The following is a 21,503-nucleotide window of genomic DNA, read 5'->3' as shown; positions in this document are numbered from 1 at the left end:
CAAGAATGAACATATGTGTTCCGCGCCTATTGTGCGGCGTGGCTCTGTGTGCGCTGTCGGTAACGCAGGCTCGGGCGGAAACCTCGCCGTCCGCACCCACCCAAGCGGCCCATCCGGCCGAGACGAAGGGCACCACCAAGAAGGACGGTATCGTCGTCACCACGACGGCGCAGAAGCGTTTCGAGAATATCCAGAACGTGCCGCTGGCCGTCCAGGTCATCTCCCCCGCCGAACTGGACGCGCACGGCGTGCGCCACTTCCAGGAACTGGGCAAGGTCAGTCCCTCGCTGGTGATCCGTCCCGCCGAACAGCCGGTCAACGGCACCGTCTCGCTCCGGGGTGTCGGCACGCTGGCCTTCGGCATCGGTGTCGAAACCGCCGTTGCGATCACCGTCGACGGCGCCGCGCTGCCCTTCATGGCGCGGGTCTATACCGACCTGCCCGACATCGCCCAGATCGAGGTGCTGCGCGGGCCGCAGAGCACGCTGTACGGCAAGGCGGCCTCAGCCGGTCTGGTCAAGATCATGACGGTGCAGCCGACCGACGATTTCCATGTCCGCGCCAACGCCACCGTCACCGGCGATCACGAATATGGCACCAATGTCAGCGTGACCGGGCCGATCAGCGATACGCTCGGCTATGTCCTGTCGACCGGCTATTCCAATTGGGATGGCAATGTCCGCAACGTCTTCAACGGCAAGCGGACCAATGGTCGCGAGACCTTCAATACGCGCGGCAAGCTGCGCTGGAAGGCGTCGCCCGACGTCACCTTCACCCTGTCGGGCAATTATGTCGACGGCAACGCCACCATCGCGCGCCCCTTCGTGGCGGTCGCACCGGACGCGCTGCTGCGCGGCGTTGCGGGACAGACTCCGTCGGTCGTCTTCCCCGGCGTGACGCCCGGCCCGGACAATCAGAATGTCAGCAACAATTACTGGTCGCACAACAAATTCTCGGGCGGCGGCGCGCTGCTGCGGAGCGAAGCCAATATCGGCCGGATGAACATCCTGTCGCTGACCTCTTATGACCGCTTCCGCCTGGACGATTATCTCGACCAGGACGACACCGCGTCCCCGACGGCGATCGGCAGCAATATCCAGGTCGGCGCCTTCAAGTCGCGGATGTTCACGCAGGAGCTTCGCCTGCTGTCGCCGGGCGAGGACGCGTTCCGTTATGCGCTGGGTGTCTATTACGCCAATACCGGCTTCGATCGCCCGTTCCAGCGCGGCCCGGCCTTCTCGCTCGCCAACTGGTATGCCACCACCGGATCGCGACAGGTCGCCGCCTTCGGCCAGATCGACTGGGAATTCGTGTCGAAATTGACCGGCACCGTCGGCGGTCGTATCCAGAACGAGCGCGTCAAATATACCTTCGCCGACAATCTGGCGCGGACCAGCTATGCCGGGAATGCCGACGATACCGCCGCCACCTATCATCTGGGCCTGACCTATCAGGCGACGCCCGATGTCATGACCTTCGCCAGCTATTCGACCGGCTATAAGGGCCAGACCTATGATCTGACGACCGGGTTCAACCGGAACCGGGCGGCAGCGGGGCCGGTCAAGCCGGAGCGGTCGCGCGACAAAGAACTGGGCATTCGTACGCAGTTCTTCGACCGGCACCTGACGCTGAACGCGACGCTGTTCGACACCGACTATACCGATCTCCAGGCGCAGACGATCGAGACGCTGGCGGACGGCACCAGCAATTTCCGCCTGACCAATGTCGGCAAGTTCAAGACGCGCGGGATCGAGATCGATACGGCGGCGCGCTTGGGCCGCGACATCGCGCTGCGCGGGGCGATCACCTATCTGGATGCGAAGTATACCTCCTTCCCCTCGGCGCAATGCTATCCGATGCAGACGGCGGTGCAGGGGTGCAGCGGATCGCCCGCCCGTCGCGACCTGACCGGCGTGCGCGCGCCGCAGGCCCCGGTGTGGAAGGGCAATTGGTCGGTCGACTATACGCCGCCGCTGACCGACACGCTGGACGGCTTCGCGCAGGTCGCCGGGGAGTATCAGTCGAGCCTCTATTATGTCGCGGCCGATCCCCAGACCTTCCAGCCGGGCTTCGCGATCTTCGACCTGCGGCTGGGCGTGCGCTCGCATGACAAACGCTGGGACGTGACGGCGTTCGTCAACAACCTGTTCGATCAGCAATATTATGCGTCGCTGGTCAACACGGCGGGCAATTTCAGCGGCCGCATGGCGACCCAGGCCGTGCTGCCGCGCGACTTCCGCCGCTATGCGGGCGTGCGGTTCGGCGTGAATTTCTGATTTCATCATTTACCCCTCCCCTTCAGGGGAGGGGCTCACTTAGACGTCAAATCTTCAGATGCGCCGTCCGGTCGCGCTTCGCCGCCAGGGCCTGACGCACCTCGGCCACCGCGCGGGCTTCGCTGGCGATCAGCAGACCCTCGAGCGCCGCCGTCAAATGCCGCTGCATCGCGACCCGTGCCGCCACCGCATCGCGCGAGCGCAATGCCTCTAGGATCGCGGCATGATGCTCGACGATCGGGCGCACATCGATCTCGCGGACCTTGGCGTCGAGCAGCACGCTTTCGGCCGAACGCAGTCGCTGCTCCCACAGCCGGTCGATCGTCTCCAGGATCGCGCTGTTGCGCGTCGACCGGGCGATCAGCGTGTGGAAGGCGCGGTCGGCATGGAATGCGCCGCCGACCGTGTTGTTCTCCTCCTCGATCGCATCAACCAAGGTCGCCAGCTCATCGAGTTCGCTGTCAGTGATCTGCGACGCCGCCAGCGCCGCCGCTTCCGGCTCGAACAACAGACGCGCCTCGGCCACTTCCATCGCGGACACGCCGAAATCGGGCGTCTCGCCCTGGCCCGGCAGCGCCACGACATGCGCGCCCGACCCGATCCGCACCTCGATGAAACCCTGGACTTCCAGTGCGATCAGCGCCTCGCGGATGACCGGACGGCTGACGTCGAACCGCGTCGCCAGCTCGCGTTCGGCGGGCATGCGCGTACCGATCGGGTAGCGGCCCTCCTGCAACTCGGTGATCAGCGTGCGGGCGAGTTCCCGGTAGAGCCGGTCCTGGGTCGTATTGTTGTCCATCACGACCCTTATAGGGGCCGAGGCGGGATGCTGGTCAAGCGCCAGTGTCAGACCAATGTCTGTCAGGCCAATTGCGACATTCCATTGCGCTCGGTTTCGACGACGACCGTCCCGGCGGTACGCGCGGCCTCCGCCAGCCGGGCATCCGCCATGTCGGTGACGAGGAAATTGACATCGGCCATGTCGCCGACCCGCACCGGCGCGGCGCGCTCCAGCTTCGAGCCGTCAATGGCCAGCAGCACCTGTCGCGCCTGGGCGATGATCGTCTGCGACACCCGTACCTCGTCCACGTCGAAGTCGAGGAAGCTGCCGTCGGGGTCGATCGCCGACGCGCCGATCAGCGCCATGTCGACCTTGAAACCCCGGATGAAGTCCATGGCCAATGCGCCCACCACCGCCCGGTCGCTGGCGCGGACCCGTCCCCCGGCGGCGATGACCTCGATCGAGGGGCGGCCACCCAATATGTCGACGACGTTCAGATTGTTGGTGATGACCATCAGGTCGCGGTGATCGACCAGTGCCCTGGCGATCGCCTCGGTGGTGGAGCCGATATTGATGAACAGGCTGGCCCCGTTCGGGACGAGCGCGGCGGCGGCGGCACCGATCGCGGCCTTGGCGGGGGCGGCGACGCTGCGCCGCTCGGCATAGGCGAGATTGTCGGTGCCCGAGGTCACGACAGCGCCGCCATGAACCCGCGCCAGCATCGACTGGCCCGCCAGGATGTTGAGGTCCTTGCGGATGGTCTGCGGCGTCACGCCCAGCTTTTCGGCGAGTTCGTCCACGCTGACGCTACCCGTCCGGCGCGCGACGTCGAGGATCGCGGCATGGCGGCTTGCGACGATCTCCGCCGATCCGGGGGCGGGGGGCTTCACGCGATGCCCTGCCCGGCCAGATAGGCGGCCAGCCGCTCGGGCGTCTCGGGGGGCACGTGCAGGCCCAGCTTGCTACGGCGATAAAGGATGTCCTCCACCGTACGCGCCCATTCGGTCTTCACCAGATAATCGACCTCGGCGGTGTGCAGCCCACCACCCAGATCGGGGCCGAGATCGCCTTGGCCAAGCACCGCCTCGACGCGCGTGCCATAGGCGCGGGCCAGACGGCGCAAAAGGGCGGGGGGCAGGTCGGGATGCCGGGCGGTCAGATTGCGCAGGAAACCATCGAAATCCGCGTCCGCAATATCCCCACCGGGCAGCACCGCCCCGGCCGTCCATGCCCCCCCGGCAGCGGGGAAGAAACGCGCCAGTTCGCGCATCGCGTGCTCGGCGAGCTTGCGATAGGTGGTGATCTTGCCGCCGAAGATATTGAGCATCGGCGCCCGGCTTTCGCCCTCCGCCCCGGTGTCGAGGTCGAGCACATAATCGCGCGTCACCGCCGACGCATTGGCCGAATGATCGTCATAGAGCGGGCGGATACCGGCATAGCTCCACACGATATCGGCCTGCCCGGTCTTCCGTGCGAAATAGCGGTTCACCGTGTCGAGCAGATAGGTGGTTTCCGCCGCGCCGATCTGCGCCTTGGCGGGCGCGTCGGTCCAGGGTTCGTCGGTGGTGCCGACCAGCGTGAACTTGCCCTCATAGGGAATGGCAAAGACGATCCGCCGGTCGTCATTCTGGAGCATGAAGGCATGGTCGCCCTCATAGAGGCGCGGCACGATGATATGGCTGCCCTTGACCAGCCGGACGCCGCGATCGGCACGTGCGCCATGGGTGCGGCCGATGACGTCGGCGACCCAGGGGCCCGCCGCATTGACCAGCGCGCGGGCGCGGACGGTGCGGGTTTCAGCCGCCGCCTCGCCCACCGTCCGGATCGTCGCGACCCAGCCGTCGCCCTCACGCCGGGCATCGACCAGCTGGGTGCGGGTCGCGATCGTCGCGCCCCGCTCGGCGGCGTCCATCGCGTTGAGCACGACCAGGCGGCTGTCCTCGACCCAGCAGTCCGAATATACGAAAGCCTTGCCCTTTCGCGGCGAAAGCCCGTCGCCCAGCGCCGAGCGTTCCAGCGCGACGGTGCGCGTGCCGGGCAGCTTCTCACGACCGCCCAGATGATCGTAGAGAAACAGGCCCAGCCGCACCATCCAGGCGGGGCGCGGCGACTGGGTCTGCGGCAGGACGAAGGACAGCGGCCAGATGATGTGCGGGGCCATGCCCAGCAGCCGCTCTCGCTCGATCAGCGCCTCTCGCACCAGCCGGAACTCGCCATATTCCAGATAGCGCAAGCCGCCATGGATCAGCTTGGTCGAGGCCGAGGAGGTGTGACTCGCCAGATCGTCCTGCTCGACCAGCAGCACCGACAGGCCGCGCCCGGCGGCATCGCGCGCGATGCCTGCGCCGTTGATCCCGCCGCCGACGATCAGCAGGTCGATCCTCTCCATCGCGTGGTCCGTCATGCCGCTTGTCCCTGTTCTTGAGCGCCCCCCTTGCTATACCATGTCAGCACAAAACGAAAGTATTGACGTTCATATGAAAGCGTGTGACGTTTCGAAACGAAAACAGGGAGAGGGGTGAGCGATGGCGTCGCACATTCTGGTGATCGATCAGGGGACGACCTCGACGCGCAGCATCGTGTTCGATGGACAGGCCCGGCGGGTCGCCATCGCACAGGCCGAGTTCGCGCAGCATTACCCCGCGCTGGGCTGGGTCGAGCATGATCCGGAGGATATCTGGCGCGACGCGCTGGCCACCGCGCGCAAGGCGATCGCGGAGAGCGGCGTCGCTCCGGCGCAGATCGCCGCGATCGGCATCACCAACCAGCGCGAGACGGCGGTCGTCTGGGACCGCGCCACGGGCGAGCCGATCCACCGCGCCATCGTCTGGCAGGACCGGCGCGGCACCGATCTGTGCCAGACGCTGAAGGCGGAAGGTGCCGAGGATCTGGTGCGTGAGCGGACGGGTTTGCTGATCGATCCCTATTTCTCGGCGACCAAGCTCGCCTGGCTGCTCGATCATGTCGATGGCGCGCGGGGGCGGGCCGAACGCGGTGAACTGGCCTTCGGCACGATCGACAGCTTCCTGCTCTGGCGACTGACCGGCGGGGCGGTGCACGCGACCGATATCACCAATGCCAGCCGCACGATGCTGTTCGACATCCATCGCGGGGTCTGGGACGAGGAGCTTTGCCGGTTGCTGCGGGTGCCGATGGCGATGCTGCCGGAGGTGCATGACAATGCGCATGTCTTCGGCACCACCGCGCCCGATCTGCTCGGCGCGGCGATCCCGATCGCAGGGATGGCGGGGGACCAGCAGGCGGCTTTGTTCGGCCAGGCCTGTTTCCGTCACGGCATGGCCAAGTCGACCTATGGCACCGGCTGCTTCATGCTGCTCAACACCGGCGAGACGGCGGTCGCGTCTAAGCACCGGCTGCTGACCACGCCCGCCTATCGGCTGAACGGCAGGACGACCTATGCGCTGGAGGGATCGATCTTCGTGGCGGGGGCGGCGGTGAAGTGGCTGCGTGACGGCCTGGGCGTCATCACCCATGCCAGCCAGACCGACGACCTCGCGACGCAAGTACCCGACAGTCACGGCGTCTATATGGTCCCCGCCTTTGTCGGCATGGGCGCGCCCTATTGGGAGCCGGATGCGCGCGGCGCGATTTATGGCCTCACTTTGGGGGCAAGTGCGGCGCATCTGGCGCGCGCGGCGCTGGAGTCGGTCGCCTATCAGACGATGGATCTAGCCGAGGCGATGAAGGCCGATGCGGGCGAAGGCCCCGCCATTTTGCGCGTCGATGGCGGCATGGCGGCAAATGACTGGTTGTGCCGCTTCCTCGCCAACATGATCCGTACGCCGGTCGAACGGCCTGCGGATCTGGAGACGACGGCGCGCGGGGCGGCCTTTCATGCCGGGCTGGCGACCGGGGTGTGGTCGGGCCTCGATGCGCTGGAGGCGCTCTGGTCGCGGGAAGAATGTTTCGAGCCCTCCATGACCGAGGAGGCCCGCGCGCCGCTGGTCGCCGGGTGGCGCGACGCGGTGGCGCGGACGCTGGCGAAGCCGGGCGCGTGACGATGGCGAAGCGGCCGCTGCTGGTCGGCAATTGGAAGATGCATGGCGATGGCGGCGACTTGGCCGTCATCGTCGCGATCGGTGAGGCGGCGCGGCGGCATCCGGCGGTCGATGTCGCGCTGTGCGTCCCCGCCACGCTGATCGACCGGGCGCGTGGCGTCTCTGGGGGCCTCGCCATCGGGGGGCAGGACTGCCATGCCGAGCCGAACGGCGCGCATACCGGCGACATTTCCGCCTCGATGCTGCGCGAGGCGGGCGCGTCGCTGGTCCTGCTGGGTCATAGCGAGCGGCGGCACGATCATCATGAGGACGATGCGCTGATCGCCGCCAAGCTGCGGGCGGCGCGGGCGGCGGGTCTGGAGGTCGTGCTATGCGTCGGCGAGACGGCGGAGGATCATGCCGCCGGTCGCTCGGCGCAGGTGGTTCGGGAGCAACTGGCCCGTTCGCTCGCCGGGATGGACGGGCAGGGGATCGCCATCGCCTATGAACCCGTCTGGGCGATCGGTGGCGACCGTACGCCCGATCCGTCGGAGGTTGCGGCGATGGCCGGGCTGATCCGCGACACGGTTTCGGGCATACGCGTTTTGTACGGTGGTTCGGTGACGCCCGACAACGGTGCGGCACTGTTCGAGGAGGGCGGGATCGACGGCTTTCTGGTGGGTCGCCAGAGCTTGGATGCCGAGGCGTTCACGGCGATCCTGGAACTGATGGACGCGGCAACACGCTAAACTTCCCCCCCCTGCAAGGGGAGGGGTACCAGCGAAGCTGGTGGAGGAGTATCCCCCCTCTCGATAGCGCGACACCCCTCCGTCAGCGCTGCGCGCCGCCACCTCCCCTTGCAGGAGAGGAAAGTGGGTCGTCCGGCACCACCCATTCGAACGTCGTCACCGCCACCGGCAGCAGGTTCAAATCACCCCCATGTCCCTGCGCGATCCGGCGGGCCAGCGTCAGGCCGATGCCCGAGCCCTCCGGCTTGGTGGTGTGGAACGGGCGGAAGATCCGTGCCCGCTCCGGCGCGGGGACGCCTTGGCCGCTGTCCGACACGCGCATCACCAGCCGGTCCGCCTGCCCGACGACGGCGAGTGTCACCGCCGGGGCGACCGTCCCGGCCAGGGCGGCTTCGGCCGCATTGTGGAGCAGTGCCCATAGCCCTTGCGTCATCTGGTCGCGGTCGCACCAGCCGGTCGCGGCCTCGGGCATGTCGACCGACAGCGTCACCCGGTCGCCGAAACGCTCGGCGAACAGGCGGGACAGATCACCGACCAGTTCCCCCATATCGACCGTGGCCCGCACCGGATCGGGTAGCCTGGCCAGCATCCGATACGCCCGTGTGAAGCGCTCAAGCCCCTCGATCCGCCGGGTCAGCGTCGCCAATATCCCGGGTAGCCGCGCATCGCCCCGTTCCGCCGCCACCTGCGCGCTGTCGGCCAGCGAGACGATCGGTGACAGGCCGTTCAGCAGTTCGTGGCCGAGAATATCGATCATCTCGTTATCGGCATGAGCCTCGGCCGCGCGGCGTTCGGCCTCGATATCGACCAGCATCACCAGCGCACGGCCGGTGCCTGCCACCCGCTCGATCCGCCAGCTCCTGCCTTCATGGCGCAGCTGCGTCTGCCCGGTGTCGAGCAGTGCGGGCGGGGTCGGGATGACCCGGTCGTCGGTGGCGAACAGGCGGCGGCTGGCCCGGTTGATCGCCTGCGCCCGCCCGGCATCGACGCGGAGCAGTGGCAGCGGGATCTGGTCGAACAGCGCATCCAGCGGCGGGCCATCCGGGGCCGGGCGCATCATCTCATGATCGCGACGCCCGCTCCCCGCCCGCGCCGCCGTCCAGCAGCCGGTTCCGATCAGCCAGGCGACGCACAGCCCCGCACCCAGGATCGACCCCAGCATTCCCTGCTGCCACGCCAACAGCATCGCCGCACCAAGGACGGTCAGCGCCAGCCCGGACAGCCCCGCCGCGACCGCGCGTCGCCGCGACAGGTCAAAGCCCATGGCGCGCCATCCGCCGATACAGCGCCCCGCGACTGAGCCCCAGCGCCTGCGCCGCCTGGGTGACATTGTGGTGATGCTCGACCAGCGCCGCCTCGATCATCACGCGTTCGCTTTCGTCCAGATCGAAGCTGGCGCGGGACGATGTCGAGGCAGGGGCCGGAGCCGCATTGTGGGCGACCGGCGGGGCGAGCAGCGCGGCCTCGATCACGCCCTGTTCGCCCAGCAACAGCGCCCGCTCGATCGCGGCGGCAAGGCCGCGTGCCTCGTCGGGCCAGTGCGCCGTCGCCAGCAATGCCTCGGCGGCGGGAGTGAAGCGGGGCGCGGGCAGGCCGTGCCGCTCGGCCGCGATCCGCGCGAAATGGCGGGCGAGCAGCGGCACATCGTCCTGTCGTTCGGCCAGCGAGGGTGCTGCGATCTCCACGGCCGCGATCTGCCGCGCGAGCGCGGGTGTGATCGCGCGAGGATCGTCGGCGATGGCGATATGGCGATCCCCCGACCGCAACCGGTCGAGCAGTCGGGCCTGTGTCACGTCGTCCAGCCTGTCGGGATGGCGGAGCAGCCAGCTCGTCCCCCCTTCGGCGCCGTCCAGTCGCGCCCAGGCCAGCGGATCGCGCACGTCGATCCGCTGCATCGGCCGCCCGGCCGCATGGGAGGCGGCATGGAGCGCGGCGGCGATCAGGCCGCGCCCCGCGCCCGATGGCCCGGTCACGACGACCCCCGCCATGGTCGGGCCGACACGGCGGATCAGGTCGCGGACACGCGCGATGGCGGAGCTGTCGCCCAGCAGGCGGGCGGGTTCGGCGGTGCCCTCGGTCATGACATGATCGCGCGGCGCGGCGCGGCGGCGCGCAGCCAGTTCGATCTTGGCGATCAACTCGGCATTGCGCCACGGCTTCATCACGAAGTCACGCGCGCCCGCCTGCATCGCCGTGACGGCCAGCCGGATGCCGCTATGCGCGGTGATGACGATGATGCACGCACCCGGATCATCGGCGAGCAGCCGTTCGAGCATCGCCAGCCCCTCCGCCCCGTCGGTCCGCCCTGCGGCATAGTTCAGGTCGAGCAGGATCGCGTCGTAGCGCCGGGCCGCCAGAAGCGAAAAGCCGTCCTCCGGCCCCTGCGCCATGTCCAGCCTATGCCCCGCCAGATCGATCGCGATGGCCAGCGATTCGGCGATACGCGGATTGTCGTCGATCAGGAGGATCGCCAGGGCAGTGGATGGCGGGCTTGACGCATCCCCAGACCGTCCATTTCCGGACGGTGCGTCCGGACACGAACGGTCGGATTCGGCCGGGGTGGATGAAAATGGCGTATTCATAGGGGTTTAGGTTTTTTGCCCATTCGGGGTGACACTCCATCCATGATGACCGAACAGCCCGTACACGCAAGCGCTTCACCGGGGGCGGGAATGGACCGCGTAATCGCGCGCAAAACCGTGCCCTGGTGGCGTCGCCGCCCGGTGGTGATCGCCGTCTTGCTGGCGATCGGCGCGGTGCTGGTCTGGCGGCTGTTGCCCGCCGCCGGATCGACCGATATCGCCGCCGCCAACATCGAAACGGGCGAGGTCACCCGCGCCGCATTCGACGATTATCTGCCCGTCCGTGCCACCGTCACGCCGCGCATCACCACTTTGGTCGGCGTGCTGTCGGGCGGGCAGGTGGAAAAGCTGCTGGCCCAGGACGGGCAGATGGTCAGCGCGGGACAGCCGCTGGCCACGCTCGCCAATCCGCAGCTGAAGCTCGACGTGCTGACCCGCGAAGCACAGATCGCCAGCCAGCTGGGCGGCGTGGCGAGCGAGGGGCTGGGGATCGAGCGTAACAAGCTCGACCGGGCCGGGCAGGTGGCGCAGGCCGAATATGACCTCATCAAGGCGCGCCGCGACCTGGGCATCCGCCGCCAGTTGCATGATCAGGGCTTTCTGTCGGACGCGGGCGTGAAGAGCTTCGAGGAGGAGGCCGCCTATCAGGAAAAGCGCCTTGCCCAGCTAAGGTCAGGCCGCGCTACCGAGGCGCGGATCACCGCCACCCAGTCCGCGCGGCTGAACGACACGCAAGTAAGGCTGTCGGGCAATCTGTCGGCGGTGCGCGCGGGACTGGAGGCACTGACCATCCGTGCGCCTGCCGGTGGGCGGCTGACCAACTTCATCATCCAGCCGGGCCAGACGCTGAAGCCCGGCGATCCGGCGGGGCAGGTCGATAGCGAGGGCTCGTGGAAGCTGGTCGCGCAGGTCGACGAATATTATCTCGGCCGCGTCGCGCCGGGCCAGACGGCGACCGGCTCGGACGGCGCCAGGCTGACCGTGTCCAAGGTGCTTCCGGCGGTGAAGGACGGGCGGTTCCAGGTGGAACTCACCTTCGACAAGGCACCGGCCGGGCTCAATCGCGGGCAGACGGTCGACATCCGTATCACGCTGGGGGCGGCGAGCCGCGCGGTGGTGGCGCCGGTCGGCGGCTGGCTGGAGGCGGGAGGGGCTTCCGCCTTCGTGCTCGATCCCGACGGTGCCCATGCCCGCCGCCGCGCCGTCCGCATCGGCCGCCGCAATCCCGAACAGGTGGAGATCCTCTCCGGCCTCAATCCCGGCGAGCGCATCGTCATCAGCAACACCGCGTCCGTGAAGGGCGACATCCTGAACATCCGATAAGGGGGAAGATCGATGATCCGACTGGAAGGCATTCAGCGCCGCTACGTCTCCGACGAGGTGGAGACGACCGCGCTGCACGATATCGACCTGCATGTCGCGGCGGGCGAGTTCCTGGCCATCATGGGGCCTTCGGGCTGCGGCAAGTCGACGCTGCTCAACACGCTGGGCACGGTCGATCGGCCGACGGGCGGGCGCTACATGTTCGGCGATCGCGACTTGGCGGCGATGGACGAGAAGCAGCTGGCCAGGTTTCGCGCCGAGACTTTGGGCTTCGTCTTCCAGAGCTTCAACCTGATCGACGAGCTGACCATCGAGGAGAATGTCGCGCTGGGCCTCGCCTATCGCGGCGACGTGGGGGATCGCCGGGGGCGGGTGGCCGCCGCGATGGACAAGGTCGGCATCGCCCACCGCGCGCGCCACTTCCCGCATCAGCTGTCGGGCGGCCAGCAGCAGCGCGCCGCCATCGCCCGCGCCATCGTCGGCGATCCCAAGCTGATCCTGGCCGACGAGCCGACCGGTAACCTCGACACCGCCAATGGCGAGCAGGTGATGAACATCCTGACCGGGCTGAACGATGCGGGTGCGACCATCGTGATGGTGACCCACTCGCCCAGCCATGCCGACCTCGCCAAGCGCCGCATCGACATGCTCGACGGTCGCATCGTTGCCAGCGCCATGCGCGCGATCTGAAAGGACATTCCGATGAAGAAGATGATCCCCGCCATCGCCCTGTTCTCGCTCGCCGCCGCTGCCGCGCCCGCACAGGAAAGCGTGCAGACGACGCGCGGCTACGACCTTCGCGGCTTCGACCGGATCGATGTCGGCGGGTGCGATATCGTGACCGTCTCGCTGGGCTCCGGCTATGCCGTGTCGGCGAGGGGGCGGGCGGCCAATATCGACACGCTGCGCATCGACACCAGCGGCGGCGCACTGCGCATCCGCCGCAAGGACAATAGCTGCAACGGCCATGATCGCCGCGTCGCGATCGCCGTCACACTGCCCGCGATCAAGGCGGTCAAGCTCAGCGGCGCGGTGGAGATGAACCTGCCCGCCATCGAGACACCGGCTTTCGCGGCGGATACCAGCGGCGCCAGCGTCCTTCGGCTGTCGGCGCTGCACAGCGGCGTGGCGAGTTTCGGCCTGTCGGGGGCGAGCGAGTTGACGGTACGGAGCCTGCGCACCGAACGTGCGAAGCTGGCCACGTCGGGGGCGAGCGTCCTTCGCGCGGACGGCAATGCGCGGCAACTGACCATCGACAGCAGCGGCGCCAGCGCGGTGAATGGACGCGCCCTGTCCGCACCCCAGGTCACGATCGGTGCCAGCGGCACGGCCCATGTTCGCGCCGGGGCCGCCGAACAGGCGAATGTGAGCGCCAGCGGCATGGCGAATGTCAGCGTCGAGGGAAATCCCCGCTGCACCGTCGCCAAGAGCGGGCTCGCCCGCATCGCCTGCGGTCGATGACCGTCTTGTCCGGGGGCATGCAACCATGAACCGCTTCGCGCTTCTCTCGCTCTACCGCTCGCTTGTGCGCCACAAGCTTTACGCCGCGCTCAACATCGGCGGCCTGGCGGTCGGCATCGCCGTCTTCCTGGTCCTCAGCCTCTATGTCCGATTCGAGACGGGGTATGAGAAATGGCTGCCGGGATATGATAAGATCTATGTCGCCCAGTCGGTCTGGAACATGCCGGAAAGCCCCTTCAACGGTGCCAGCAACTGGACGATGGGCGGCCTACTCGAACAACTGCGCGACGACTTTCCCGGCGTCCAGGGCACGCGAATTCGCGGCGCGGGTGGCAGTGTCATCAAGGGACAGGTCGCAACGGCCGAGAATATCGTCCAAGTCGATGCCAATTTCTTCTGCATCATCGGCCTGCCCCTGGTCAGCGGCAGCAGCGACGGCCTGAACACCCCGACCAACGCGTTTCTGAACGAAACGACCGCGCGTAAATATTTTGGATCGTCCAACCCGGTCGGCCAGACGATCAAGCTGGCGACCGACGATATCGGCACGTATCGGGTCGCGGGTGTCTTCAAGGATCTGCCCAAGAATACCGAGATCAATGAATTCGCGATCCTACTGCCGCTTCCCCGCACGCCGCCGGCTTCGAGCAAGAAATGGTGGTATCATTGGGGCAGCTCATCGCTGCAGACTTTCCTGAAATTCGACACGCCCGAGGCGGCGCGGGCGTTTGTCGCCAAGATGCCGTCTTTCGTCGATCGCCGTGCGCTGACCGACATGGGCAAGGATGCGTCCAAGTCGCTGGGCATCACTGTCATGCCTATCACCAGGATGCATCTGGAACCGCAAGGTAAGGAAAGTGCCAGCCGCAAGCTGACCGTGGTGACGCTGGGTCTGGTGGGTATCCTGACGCTGATCATCGCCATCGTGAACTATGTGAATCTCGCGACTGCGCGGTCGGGCCTGCGGGCCCGAGAAGTGGCGATGCGCAAGGTGCTTGGGGCCAGTCGATCGGCCTTGGTTTCGCAATTTCTGGGCGAAGCGATCCTAACCGTCGCGATCGCTGCGTTGGGGGGATTGATACTGGCCGAACTTGGCCTCCCGATGATCAACGCGGCGGGGGGACTGGACCTCACCATTCCCTATATCGTCATCCTTCCGGCGTTGGCGGTGCTGACCGTGATGGTCGGCTTGCTCGCGGGCGCCTATCCCGCGGTTCTCCTGTCGCGTTTCCCGGCTGCGAGCGTCCTGGCCTCGGCTCGGGCACCGGGTGGCGGCCGTGCGGGGGCCCGTATCCGTGAGGCGCTGGTCATCTTTCAGTTCGGTTTAGCGATCGCGTTCATGATCGGGACGCTGATTCTGGTCGCGCAAACCCGACATCTTCGTTCGACCGATCTGGGTTTTCGCCGTGATGGATTGCTGACCGTCACGTCGATCAGCGACTCCCTCGTCGATGCACCACGTCGTCGCGCCGTGATGGAGGCCATGCGACGGCTTCCGAAAGTGTCGTCCGTCGCCATGGCCGATAGCGGCGTGGGCGGCGGCGGAGACAACAATGCCGACAATGTTCCCCTGCCCGGCGTGCCGGGGGAGGGCCCGTCGCTTCGCCGGATCGAGGTGGGGCCGGACTTCTTCAAGGTTTATGGGACCCGGTTGTTGGCGGGACGCTTCTTCGACGACGCGCATCGTGGCGATGACTCTCAGACTGTTGAGAAGGGTCAGCCCAGGGCGATCATCATCAATCGTCGGGCGCTTCCGACCCTGCGCTTCCGCACCGCACAGGAAGCCGTGGGCAAGACGGTGGGTGGGGACCGACCGCGCACGATCATCGGCGTGATCGACGATATGCGTTTCTTCTCGCCGCGCGTACCTAATGACGCGACCTATTATGTGTATGACGCCAAGCCGGAAAATTCGATAGCCGGTGCGGTGGCTTCGATCCGCTTCCAGGGCGATCCCCGCGCGATGATGGCGGCGGTACGCAATTTGTGGCAGCAGATGGTGCCCAACGTCCCCTTCAACGGAAAGACCGCCGACACCGAGCTGGAGGAGTTTTACGAAGCCGACGACCGCGCGACTCGTCTCTTCGGCATAGGTGCGGGGCTCGCGGTCCTGATCGGCTGCGTCGGGCTCTGGGGTCTGGCCTCGTTCAATACGCAGCGGCGGGTGAAGGAGATCGGGATTCGCAAGACGCTGGGCGCGTCGGCCACCGATATCGTCAAGCTGCTGGTCGGGCAGTTCCTGCGGCCGGTGCTGATCGCCAATCTGGTGGCCTGGCCGCTGGCCTATGTCGCGATGCGGACGTGGCTGGCGGGGTTCGACGACCGCGTGTCCCTGTCCCCGCTCTATTTCGTGGCCGCCACGGCGCTGGCGCTGACCATTGCGGTGCTGACCGTGCTGGGCCAGTCGCTCAAGGCCAGCCGCGCCGCACCCGCCTGGGCATTGCGCCATGACTAGGCGGTGGTGGCTGATGGGGGTGGCTCTGGTCGCCGCCGCTCCCGTCTCGGCCGAGACGCTGCGGGAGGCGATGGCGGCGGCGTGGGAGGGCAATCCCGAACTCGCCGCTGCACGCGCCCGGCAGGATGCGCTGGCGGAAACCCCCAATCAGGCCCGCGCCGCCGGGCGGCTGACGGCAGGGGCGACGGGCAATGCGGGCTACGACCGGCTGGGCTATGACGGCACCGGCACGCGGACGGGGGCGACCTCGGCGCTGGGCGGTGTCAACGCGACCTTGCCGATCTGGACCGGCGGGCGGGTGCCCTCGGCAGTACGAGCGGCGAAGGGCGATGTCGCGGCGGGGGGCGAAGCCCTGCGCGATACCGAAGCCAATGTGCTGGAGCGGGTCGTCGGCGCCTATGCCGATCTGCTCTATACCCAGCAGGCGGTCGAGGTCGCGCGGGTCGGGATCGAGCGGCTCGACAGCCAGGTGGCCGAGGCCAAGTCCCGCTACGGCCTGGGACAGGCGACGCGGACCGATGTCGCGCAAGTGGAGGCGCAGCGGGCCAGCGTCGTCTCCAATCTGGTCGATGCCGAGGGCGCGGCGGCGACGGCGGCGGCGGCGTACCGCGCGATCGTGGGGCGTGACGCAGGGATGCTGGACGCGACGATCGCGACCCCCGCCGCCCTGCCGCGCACACTGGCCGATGCACGGGCGGCGGCGGAGGCGGGCAACCCGCTGCTCCTCGCCCAGCAGCGGCGGGTGGATGCCGCCGCTGCGCGCATCGATCAGGCACGCGCCGATGGCGCTCCGGCGGTCGATCTGGCCGGGGGCTATGGGCGCGGCGTGCAATGGGCGGGAGGGCAGACGAACGGCTTCGACAGTGCCGCCAATGCCGGACTGGCGCTGCGTATTCCGTTGCTGACCGGCGGCCTCGTTTCCTCACGCGTGCGGCAGGCGGAGGCGGTGCGGCGGGCGGAGCGCTTCGATGCGGATGCCGTGGCGCGGGGCGTGGTGCGGGCGGCCGACTCGGCCTGGGCCTCGCTCACCGCCGCGCAAGGACGGCTGACCGCGAGTGCGGAGGGGCTGAAGGCGGCCGATCTGGCGCTGAAGGGCGTGCGGGCCGAATATGGCTTCGGATTGCGCTCGACGATCGACATATTGGTGGCCGACCAGAGCTATCGCGCGGCGCAGCTGGCGGTGGCGCGGGCGCAGGTCGATGTGCTGACGGCGCAGGCGGCGCTTTTGCGCGCGACGGGGCGGATGGGACGAGGGGCGTTTGATTGAGGGGGGTGGAGAGGGTCGGTCTCGGTGAGACACCTTGCCCTCCCCCAACCCCTCCCGCTTGCGGGAGGGGAGAGGTTTATGGGCCAACGCTCGGAACCAATAACTCCCCTCCCGCAAGCGGGAGGGGTTGGGGGAGGGCAAGGTGTCTCACCGAGCCTCACGCCCCCATCTAACCCGCCGCCCGGTCCCCTTCGGCCGGTCCCGACACCGCCATCGACAGGGTCCGCCGAAGCAGGGACGGCGAACACGGCTTGCCGCACACCGCCGCGCCCGGATAGCGCGATTGCAGCGCATGTTCGTCGGCATGGCCCGAATGAAAGATCAGCGGCACACCCGCCTCGTGCAGGCGCTCGGCCGCTGGGAAGACTTCGCCGTCGCGCAGCCGCACGTCCAGGATCGCGCAGGCCAGTTCGGGCTTGTCGCCGTCCAGATGCGCCAGCACGTCTTCGACGCTGACATAGGGGCCGTCCACCTGATAGCCGCCATCCTCGATGATGGACTGAAGATCCAGCGCGACGAAGAACTCGTCCTCGACCAGCAAAATGGTTTTAGTCATGCGAGAGTACCGTCTCCGGCAAGGTGAGGCTGAGGAGGAAACGCCCATCGAGGCTTTTGCGCTCCAGCTCCGCCCCCAATTGGCGTGAAGAAGTCTGGACAAGCACCGTGCCGAAGCCCTTGGCATTGCTATCGTCGGGCACCTGGCCGCCGGTCTCGGACCAGTCGAGCCGCAACTTGCCGTCCGCCAGCGTCCAGCCGACCGACAATTCGCCCGAAGGCTGGGCCAGCGCGCCGTACTTGACGGAGTTGGTCGCCCATTCGTGCAGGATCAGCGCCAGCGGGGACAGGCAGCGGCGGTCGACCAGCAGCGGCGGTCCGTCGATAGTGATGGTCGACTGACCGCGATAGGGGGCGATCGTCGCGTCAACCAGCGCGGCCAGTGGGATCGCCTGCTGCTCCCCCGCGGGCGAGGCGAGCGAATGGGCGCGCCCCAGGGTCGCGATCCGCTCGCGCACATCGTCGGCCATCTCGGTCACGTCGTCATGCGAGCGCGACGCCGCCGAGACGATGCCGGAGATGATCGCGAACAGGTTCTTCACCCGGTGGTTCATCTCGCGCAACATCAGCTCGCGCGTTTCGGCGATGGCATATTCGGCGGTGACGTCGATCGACACGCCGACCATCCGGTGCGGCGCCGACGAGGTCACGACCCGGCCGAAGCCCTTGATCCAGCGTTCCTTGCCGTTCAGGTCGAGCCGGAACGTCATTTCGAAATCGCCGCGCCCGGCCATCGCCTCGGCCAGCGCCAGCTCGACGCCGGGCCGGTCCTCGGGGACGATCCGGTCGAAGACCTGATGCACCTGGTCCGCGCTGTCCTGGGGGTCGAAGCCGAACAGGTGGCGGCCGGTTTCGTCCAGAAAGATCTCGCCGGTGCCGCCGCGATATTCCCACACACCGATGCCGCCTGCCTTGATGGCCAGGTCCAGCCGCTCGCGCTCGGCGGCCAGCTCACGCTCCAGGCTCAGTGCGTCGGTGATGTCGGTCAGGACCAACGTCGCGCCGTCGATCCCGTCGCCCTGTGTACGATAGGGCAAAACGCGCAGCGACAGGGTGCGCCCGCCGTCGCGCGTCGTCACCCGCTGCTGCATCGAGGCGCCGCCGCCCGCGACCTGCGCCGCGCCGTCGAGATAGTCGGTGGTCGCCAGCCGGGTCGAGACATCGGCCAGCAACCGCCCCCGGTCGCTGGGCTGCAACGGGAAGATGGCCCGTGCCGCCTCGGTATAGCTGCGGATCCGCAGGTTGCGGTCGAGCACGACCACCGCGAGGTCGGTCGATTCGAAGAAATTGCGCAGGTCGGAATTGGCGACGGTCAGCTGGTCGACCTTGGTCTTCAGCTCGTCATTGACGGTCGACAATTCCTCGTTGGTCGATTGAAGCTCCTCGTTCATCGACATCATTTCTTCGTTGGAGCTTTTCAGCTCCTCATTCGCCGTCTCCAGCTCCTCGACCGTCGAGCGCAGCCGGTGGCGGGTCAGGCGCAGTTCGTCCTCCAGCGCCTCGATATGGTCGTCGCCCGGCTCCAGATCGGCGAGGTCGCTCGCCTCGACCGGGCTGAACGGCGCGGAGTCGCGGAACAGGAACAGCAGCGATCCGTCGGTCAGGGGGTCGCAGATCACCTCGACCTTCTGCACGCCGAACTCGGTCGTCACCGCCACGTCGCGCGCCGCGATCCGCTTGCGCGCGTCGCGGGCCTGGCGGAGCATCGGGCCGATCACCTCGCGCAGGCCGGGGCGGGCGAGCGTGATCGCGCTCGATCCGCCCGCGCGGGTGACGGGGAAGTTGAAGTAACGGCTCAGCCGACCGAACGCGGCGAGGATGCCGCCGTCCTGGTCCACCACCATGCTGGGCGGGGAATAGCGGTCGACGATGCGGCGCATCGCCGTGCTCTCGTCGCCGCTGGGCGTACCCCCGTCGCGTTCGCCCCGCTCGCCGCGCCGACGCGGGCTGCGGCTCATGCCGCCGGGCAGGTCGATGGGGTAGGAGGGGGAGCCGGGCGACCGCTCGAACAGCCGGGCATGGCCGTCTATCGCGGGGAACAGGTGATCGAACCGCCCGACGCTTTCGGACGGACCCAAGAAGAGACAGCCGCCGGGCCGTAGCGCATAATGGAGCAGCGGCAGCACCGATTGCTGCAACCGGTCGTCGAAATAGATCAGCAGGTTGCGGCACGACACCAGGTCGATCCGCGAGAAGGGCGGATCCTTGACCAGGCTGTGGTTGGAAAAGCGGATCATGTCGCGGATCGGCGCGGCGATGCTGAATCGCTCGGCGTGCGGCATGGTATAGCGTTCGCGCAAATGGGCCGGAATGTCGGCCATGGCGGAGGCGGGATAGCTGCCCTCGCGCGCGATCTGGAGCATCTGTTCGTCGATGTCGGTCGCGAAGATCTGCACCGCCAGCGGCTGTCCGGTTTCGCGCGCCGCCTCGGCGAACAGCATCGCGATGCTGTACGCTTCCTCGCCGCTGGAGCAGCCGGGGATCCAGACACGGATATCCTCGTCCGGATCGCGCCCGCGCGTCAGCGGCTCGACCGCCTTGGTGCGCAGCGTCTCGAACAGTTCGGCATCGCGGAAGAAACGGGTGACGTTGATCAGCAGGTCGCGGAACAGCGCCTCGCACTCGTCCGCATCGCTCTTGACCCGCGCCAGATAGGCCGAGCCGGTGCCGATACCGAGCACATGCATCCGCCGCTCGACCCGGCGGACCAGCGTCGTGCGCTTATAGCCCGAAAAGTCGTGGCCGACCGCGTTGCGCAGCACCCGGCACATATCGTCGATATGGTCGGCGACGACCTCGGCTTCCTGCTCCTTGGGATCGCCCGAGCGGCGCGCGAAGAAGGCGTGGAGGCAGTCGAGGATCTCGCCGGGATGCTTGACGAAATCGACCAGCCCGGTGCCGACCGCCGACAGGGGCATCCCGTCATAACGGGCGCTTTCCGGCTTCTGGACGACGCTGACCCCGCCATTTTCCTTGATCGCGCGCAGCCCCGTGGTGCCGTCCGCGCCCGTGCCCGACAGGATGACACAGGCGGCATTGGCCTGCTGGTCGCTGGCCAGCGACAGGAAGAAGTCGTCGATCGGACGACGGAGCCCCCGCGGCTGGATGAAGTCGGTCAGCTCCAACACGCCGCCGCGAATGGCCAGGCCCCGGCCGGGCGGGATGATATAGACGCGGTCGGCCTCGATCCGCTCCAGCCCCTCGCACTGGCGCACTTCCAGATTGGTATGCCGGTCGAGCAGCTGGGCCAGCATGGATTCGTGATTGGGGTCGAGATGCTGGACGACGACGAACGCCATGCCGGTCGGCGCGCGTGCCGGGGTCAGCATCTCGCGCAGGGCCTCCAGCCCGCCCGCCGACGCGCCGATACCAACCACGGGCACCGGGGCGATCCCGTCTTTCGCGGTGCTATCCTGATGGGGGGCGGTCTGCGGAGCCTCTGCGTCCGCGCTCACGGAAAGGCGGCCCGGTCGAGGTCCGACAAGGTGAGCTTGGCCTGGGCGATGGTGGCGGCGGTGTTGGCGATCGCGGTCAGCAACCCCTCCAGCACGATGCCGCTTTCCGCCAGGATCGGGGTCAGCTTGCCCAGGGTGCGGCCCAGTTCCGCGTCATAGGCGGCCAGTCGTTCGGGCTGGGAGCGGCTGACGTCGAATTGCGACGCAAAGATATAGGGCATCTCACCGCCCAGTTGGCGCAGCTTCGACATGTAAAGCAGATTGACGAAGGGCGAGCCGTCCTTGCGGAAATTGATCAGCATGGTGCGGACGTTCACCTGACGATCATTGGCCAGGAATTCGCGAATGCGCTCGCGGGCCTCTTCATTGTCGGCATCGCGCTGGAGCATCCGGCAATTCTGTCCGACGACATCTTCGCTGGTATAGCCGGTCAGTTCGCGAAAGCCGTGATTGATGAAAATCAGCGGATTGTCATCGCGCGCATCGGCCAAAGCCAAAGCGATGGGGGACTGGTCCAGATAAGCGGCCAGATGACTCGGAATTTCTGTATCGTGCACGAAATCTGGCTCCATGACGCGCATTCGCATGGCGTCCTCCCCTC

16 protein-coding genes are annotated in these 21,503 nt (G+C 67.5%); 8 read left to right on the top strand and 8 right to left on the bottom strand.

The annotated features are described in order from the left end of the window. The first annotated feature begins 5 nt into the window (after positions 1-5). A complete protein-coding gene (locus ASF14_RS20355) occupies positions 6-2,276 on the top strand; it encodes a TonB-dependent receptor (RefSeq protein ID WP_236697172.1) in 2,271 nt (756 codons plus the stop codon). A gap of 46 nt (positions 2,277-2,322) precedes the next feature. Here the strand turns inward: ASF14_RS20355 and ASF14_RS20350 are convergent, their stop codons facing one another. From ASF14_RS20350 to ASF14_RS20340, 3 genes are all read right to left on the bottom strand, one after another. Then, a complete protein-coding gene (locus tag ASF14_RS20350; RefSeq protein WP_056439720.1) occupies positions 2,323-3,075 on the bottom strand; it encodes a FadR/GntR family transcriptional regulator in 753 nt (250 codons plus the stop codon). A gap of 62 nt (positions 3,076-3,137) precedes the next feature. Then, complete coding sequence (locus ASF14_RS20345; protein ID WP_056439717.1) at positions 3,138-3,947, bottom strand: DeoR/GlpR family DNA-binding transcription regulator; 810 nt, start codon at positions 3,945-3,947, stop codon at positions 3,138-3,140. Further along, positions 3,944-5,461 carry a glycerol-3-phosphate dehydrogenase gene (locus tag ASF14_RS20340; protein WP_056439714.1) on the bottom strand — a complete coding sequence of 506 codons (1,518 nt, stop codon included), beginning with the start codon at positions 5,459-5,461 and terminating at the stop codon, positions 3,944-3,946. The genes ASF14_RS20345 and ASF14_RS20340 overlap by 4 nt, the downstream gene beginning before the upstream one ends. 121 nt (positions 5,462-5,582) lie before the next feature. Here ASF14_RS20340 and glpK point away from each other — a divergent pair, with 121 nt between their 5' ends. Further along, positions 5,583-7,076: a glycerol kinase GlpK gene (gene glpK, locus ASF14_RS20335; RefSeq protein ID WP_056439711.1), complete on the top strand. Its 1,494-nt coding sequence runs from the start codon at positions 5,583-5,585 to the stop codon at positions 7,074-7,076. Positions 7,077-7,078: 2 nt separating this feature from the next. After that, positions 7,079-7,804: a triose-phosphate isomerase gene (gene tpiA / locus ASF14_RS20330; protein WP_056439863.1), complete on the top strand. Its 726-nt coding sequence runs from the start codon at positions 7,079-7,081 to the stop codon at positions 7,802-7,804. Between the two features lie 82 nt (positions 7,805-7,886). On the opposite strand, the gene ASF14_RS20325 is transcribed toward tpiA, so the two are convergent. Then, positions 7,887-9,068 (bottom strand): sensor histidine kinase, encoded by a 1,182-nt coding sequence (locus ASF14_RS20325; protein WP_082442392.1) that lies wholly within the window; start codon positions 9,066-9,068, stop codon positions 7,887-7,889. Then, positions 9,058-10,386: a sigma-54-dependent transcriptional regulator gene (locus ASF14_RS20320; RefSeq protein ID WP_082442391.1), complete on the bottom strand. Its 1,329-nt coding sequence runs from the start codon at positions 10,384-10,386 to the stop codon at positions 9,058-9,060. Before ASF14_RS20320 ends, ASF14_RS20325 begins: the two co-directional genes overlap by 11 nt. 90 nt (positions 10,387-10,476) lie before the next feature. On the opposite strand from ASF14_RS20320, the gene ASF14_RS20315 reads away from it, so the two are divergent. The 5 genes from ASF14_RS20315 to ASF14_RS20295 are packed head-to-tail and all read left to right on the top strand — an operon-like array spanning position 10,477 to position 16,892. After that, positions 10,477-11,709, top strand: coding sequence for an efflux RND transporter periplasmic adaptor subunit (locus ASF14_RS20315; protein WP_056439710.1), 1,233 nt, complete (start codon positions 10,477-10,479; stop codon positions 11,707-11,709). 12 nt (positions 11,710-11,721) lie between these two features. Beyond that, positions 11,722-12,399, top strand: coding sequence for an ABC transporter ATP-binding protein (locus ASF14_RS20310; protein ID WP_056439707.1), 678 nt, complete (start codon positions 11,722-11,724; stop codon positions 12,397-12,399). A gap of 12 nt (positions 12,400-12,411) precedes the next feature. Next, a complete protein-coding gene (locus ASF14_RS20305) occupies positions 12,412-13,170 on the top strand; it encodes a GIN domain-containing protein (RefSeq protein ID WP_056439702.1) in 759 nt (252 codons plus the stop codon). Positions 13,171-13,195: 25 nt separating this feature from the next. Next, positions 13,196-15,625: an ABC transporter permease gene (locus ASF14_RS20300; RefSeq protein ID WP_056439699.1), complete on the top strand. Its 2,430-nt coding sequence runs from the start codon at positions 13,196-13,198 to the stop codon at positions 15,623-15,625. 13 nt (positions 15,626-15,638) lie between these two features. Then, positions 15,639-16,892 (top strand): TolC family outer membrane protein, encoded by a 1,254-nt coding sequence (locus ASF14_RS20295; protein ID WP_236697171.1) that lies wholly within the window; start codon positions 15,639-15,641, stop codon positions 16,890-16,892. A 169-nt stretch (positions 16,893-17,061) separates the two neighbouring features. Here ASF14_RS20295 and ASF14_RS20290 read toward each other — a convergent pair whose 3' ends face one another. Genes ASF14_RS20290 through ASF14_RS20280 form a run of 3 tightly spaced genes read right to left on the bottom strand, consistent with a single transcriptional unit; the run spans position 17,062 to position 21,459 of the window. Then, positions 17,062-17,448 carry a response regulator gene (locus ASF14_RS20290; protein WP_056439694.1) on the bottom strand — a complete coding sequence of 129 codons (387 nt, stop codon included), beginning with the start codon at positions 17,446-17,448 and terminating at the stop codon, positions 17,062-17,064. Next, positions 17,441-20,902, bottom strand: coding sequence for a CheR family methyltransferase (locus ASF14_RS20285; protein WP_330218806.1), 3,462 nt, complete (start codon positions 20,900-20,902; stop codon positions 17,441-17,443). Before ASF14_RS20285 ends, ASF14_RS20290 begins: the two co-directional genes overlap by 8 nt. Continuing rightward, positions 20,899-21,459, bottom strand: coding sequence for a PAS domain-containing protein (locus tag ASF14_RS20280; protein WP_236697170.1), 561 nt, complete (start codon positions 21,457-21,459; stop codon positions 20,899-20,901). The genes ASF14_RS20285 and ASF14_RS20280 overlap by 4 nt, the downstream gene beginning before the upstream one ends. Positions 21,460-21,503 lie beyond the last annotated feature (44 nt).

Origin of the sequence: Sphingomonas sp. Leaf257 (assembly GCF_001422185.1) — a bacterium.
GTDB classification, from domain to species: Bacteria; Pseudomonadota; Alphaproteobacteria; order Sphingomonadales; family Sphingomonadaceae; genus Sphingomonas; species Sphingomonas yabuuchiae.
The sequence above is the reverse complement of the archived record's forward strand: the minus strand, read 5'-3'. Positions and strand labels throughout refer to the sequence as shown.

Bases quoted from the DNA above. Each gene is read 5' to 3' on its own strand.
- ASF14_RS20355 (WP_236697172.1), top strand. From the start codon at position 6: ATGAACATATGTGTTCCGCGCCTATTGTGCGGCGTGGCTCTGTGTGCG.
- ASF14_RS20350 (WP_056439720.1), bottom strand. From the start codon at position 3,075: ATGGACAACAATACGACCCAGGACCGGCTCTACCGGGAACTCGCCCGC.
- ASF14_RS20340 (WP_056439714.1), bottom strand. From the start codon at position 5,461: ATGACGGACCACGCGATGGAGAGGATCGACCTGCTGATCGTCGGCGGC.
- glpK (WP_056439711.1), top strand. From the start codon at position 5,583: ATGGCGTCGCACATTCTGGTGATCGATCAGGGGACGACCTCGACGCGC.
- tpiA (WP_056439863.1), top strand. From the start codon at position 7,079: ATGGCGAAGCGGCCGCTGCTGGTCGGCAATTGGAAGATGCATGGCGAT.
- ASF14_RS20325 (WP_082442392.1), bottom strand. From the start codon at position 9,068: ATGGGCTTTGACCTGTCGCGGCGACGCGCGGTCGCGGCGGGGCTGTCC.
- ASF14_RS20320 (WP_082442391.1), bottom strand. From the start codon at position 10,386: ATGAATACGCCATTTTCATCCACCCCGGCCGAATCCGACCGTTCGTGT.
- ASF14_RS20315 (WP_056439710.1), top strand. From the start codon at position 10,477: ATGGACCGCGTAATCGCGCGCAAAACCGTGCCCTGGTGGCGTCGCCGC.
- ASF14_RS20310 (WP_056439707.1), top strand. From the start codon at position 11,722: ATGATCCGACTGGAAGGCATTCAGCGCCGCTACGTCTCCGACGAGGTG.
- ASF14_RS20305 (WP_056439702.1), top strand. From the start codon at position 12,412: ATGAAGAAGATGATCCCCGCCATCGCCCTGTTCTCGCTCGCCGCCGCT.
- ASF14_RS20300 (WP_056439699.1), top strand. From the start codon at position 13,196: ATGAACCGCTTCGCGCTTCTCTCGCTCTACCGCTCGCTTGTGCGCCAC.
- ASF14_RS20295 (WP_236697171.1), top strand. From the start codon at position 15,639: ATGGGGGTGGCTCTGGTCGCCGCCGCTCCCGTCTCGGCCGAGACGCTG.
- ASF14_RS20290 (WP_056439694.1), bottom strand. From the start codon at position 17,448: ATGACTAAAACCATTTTGCTGGTCGAGGACGAGTTCTTCGTCGCGCTG.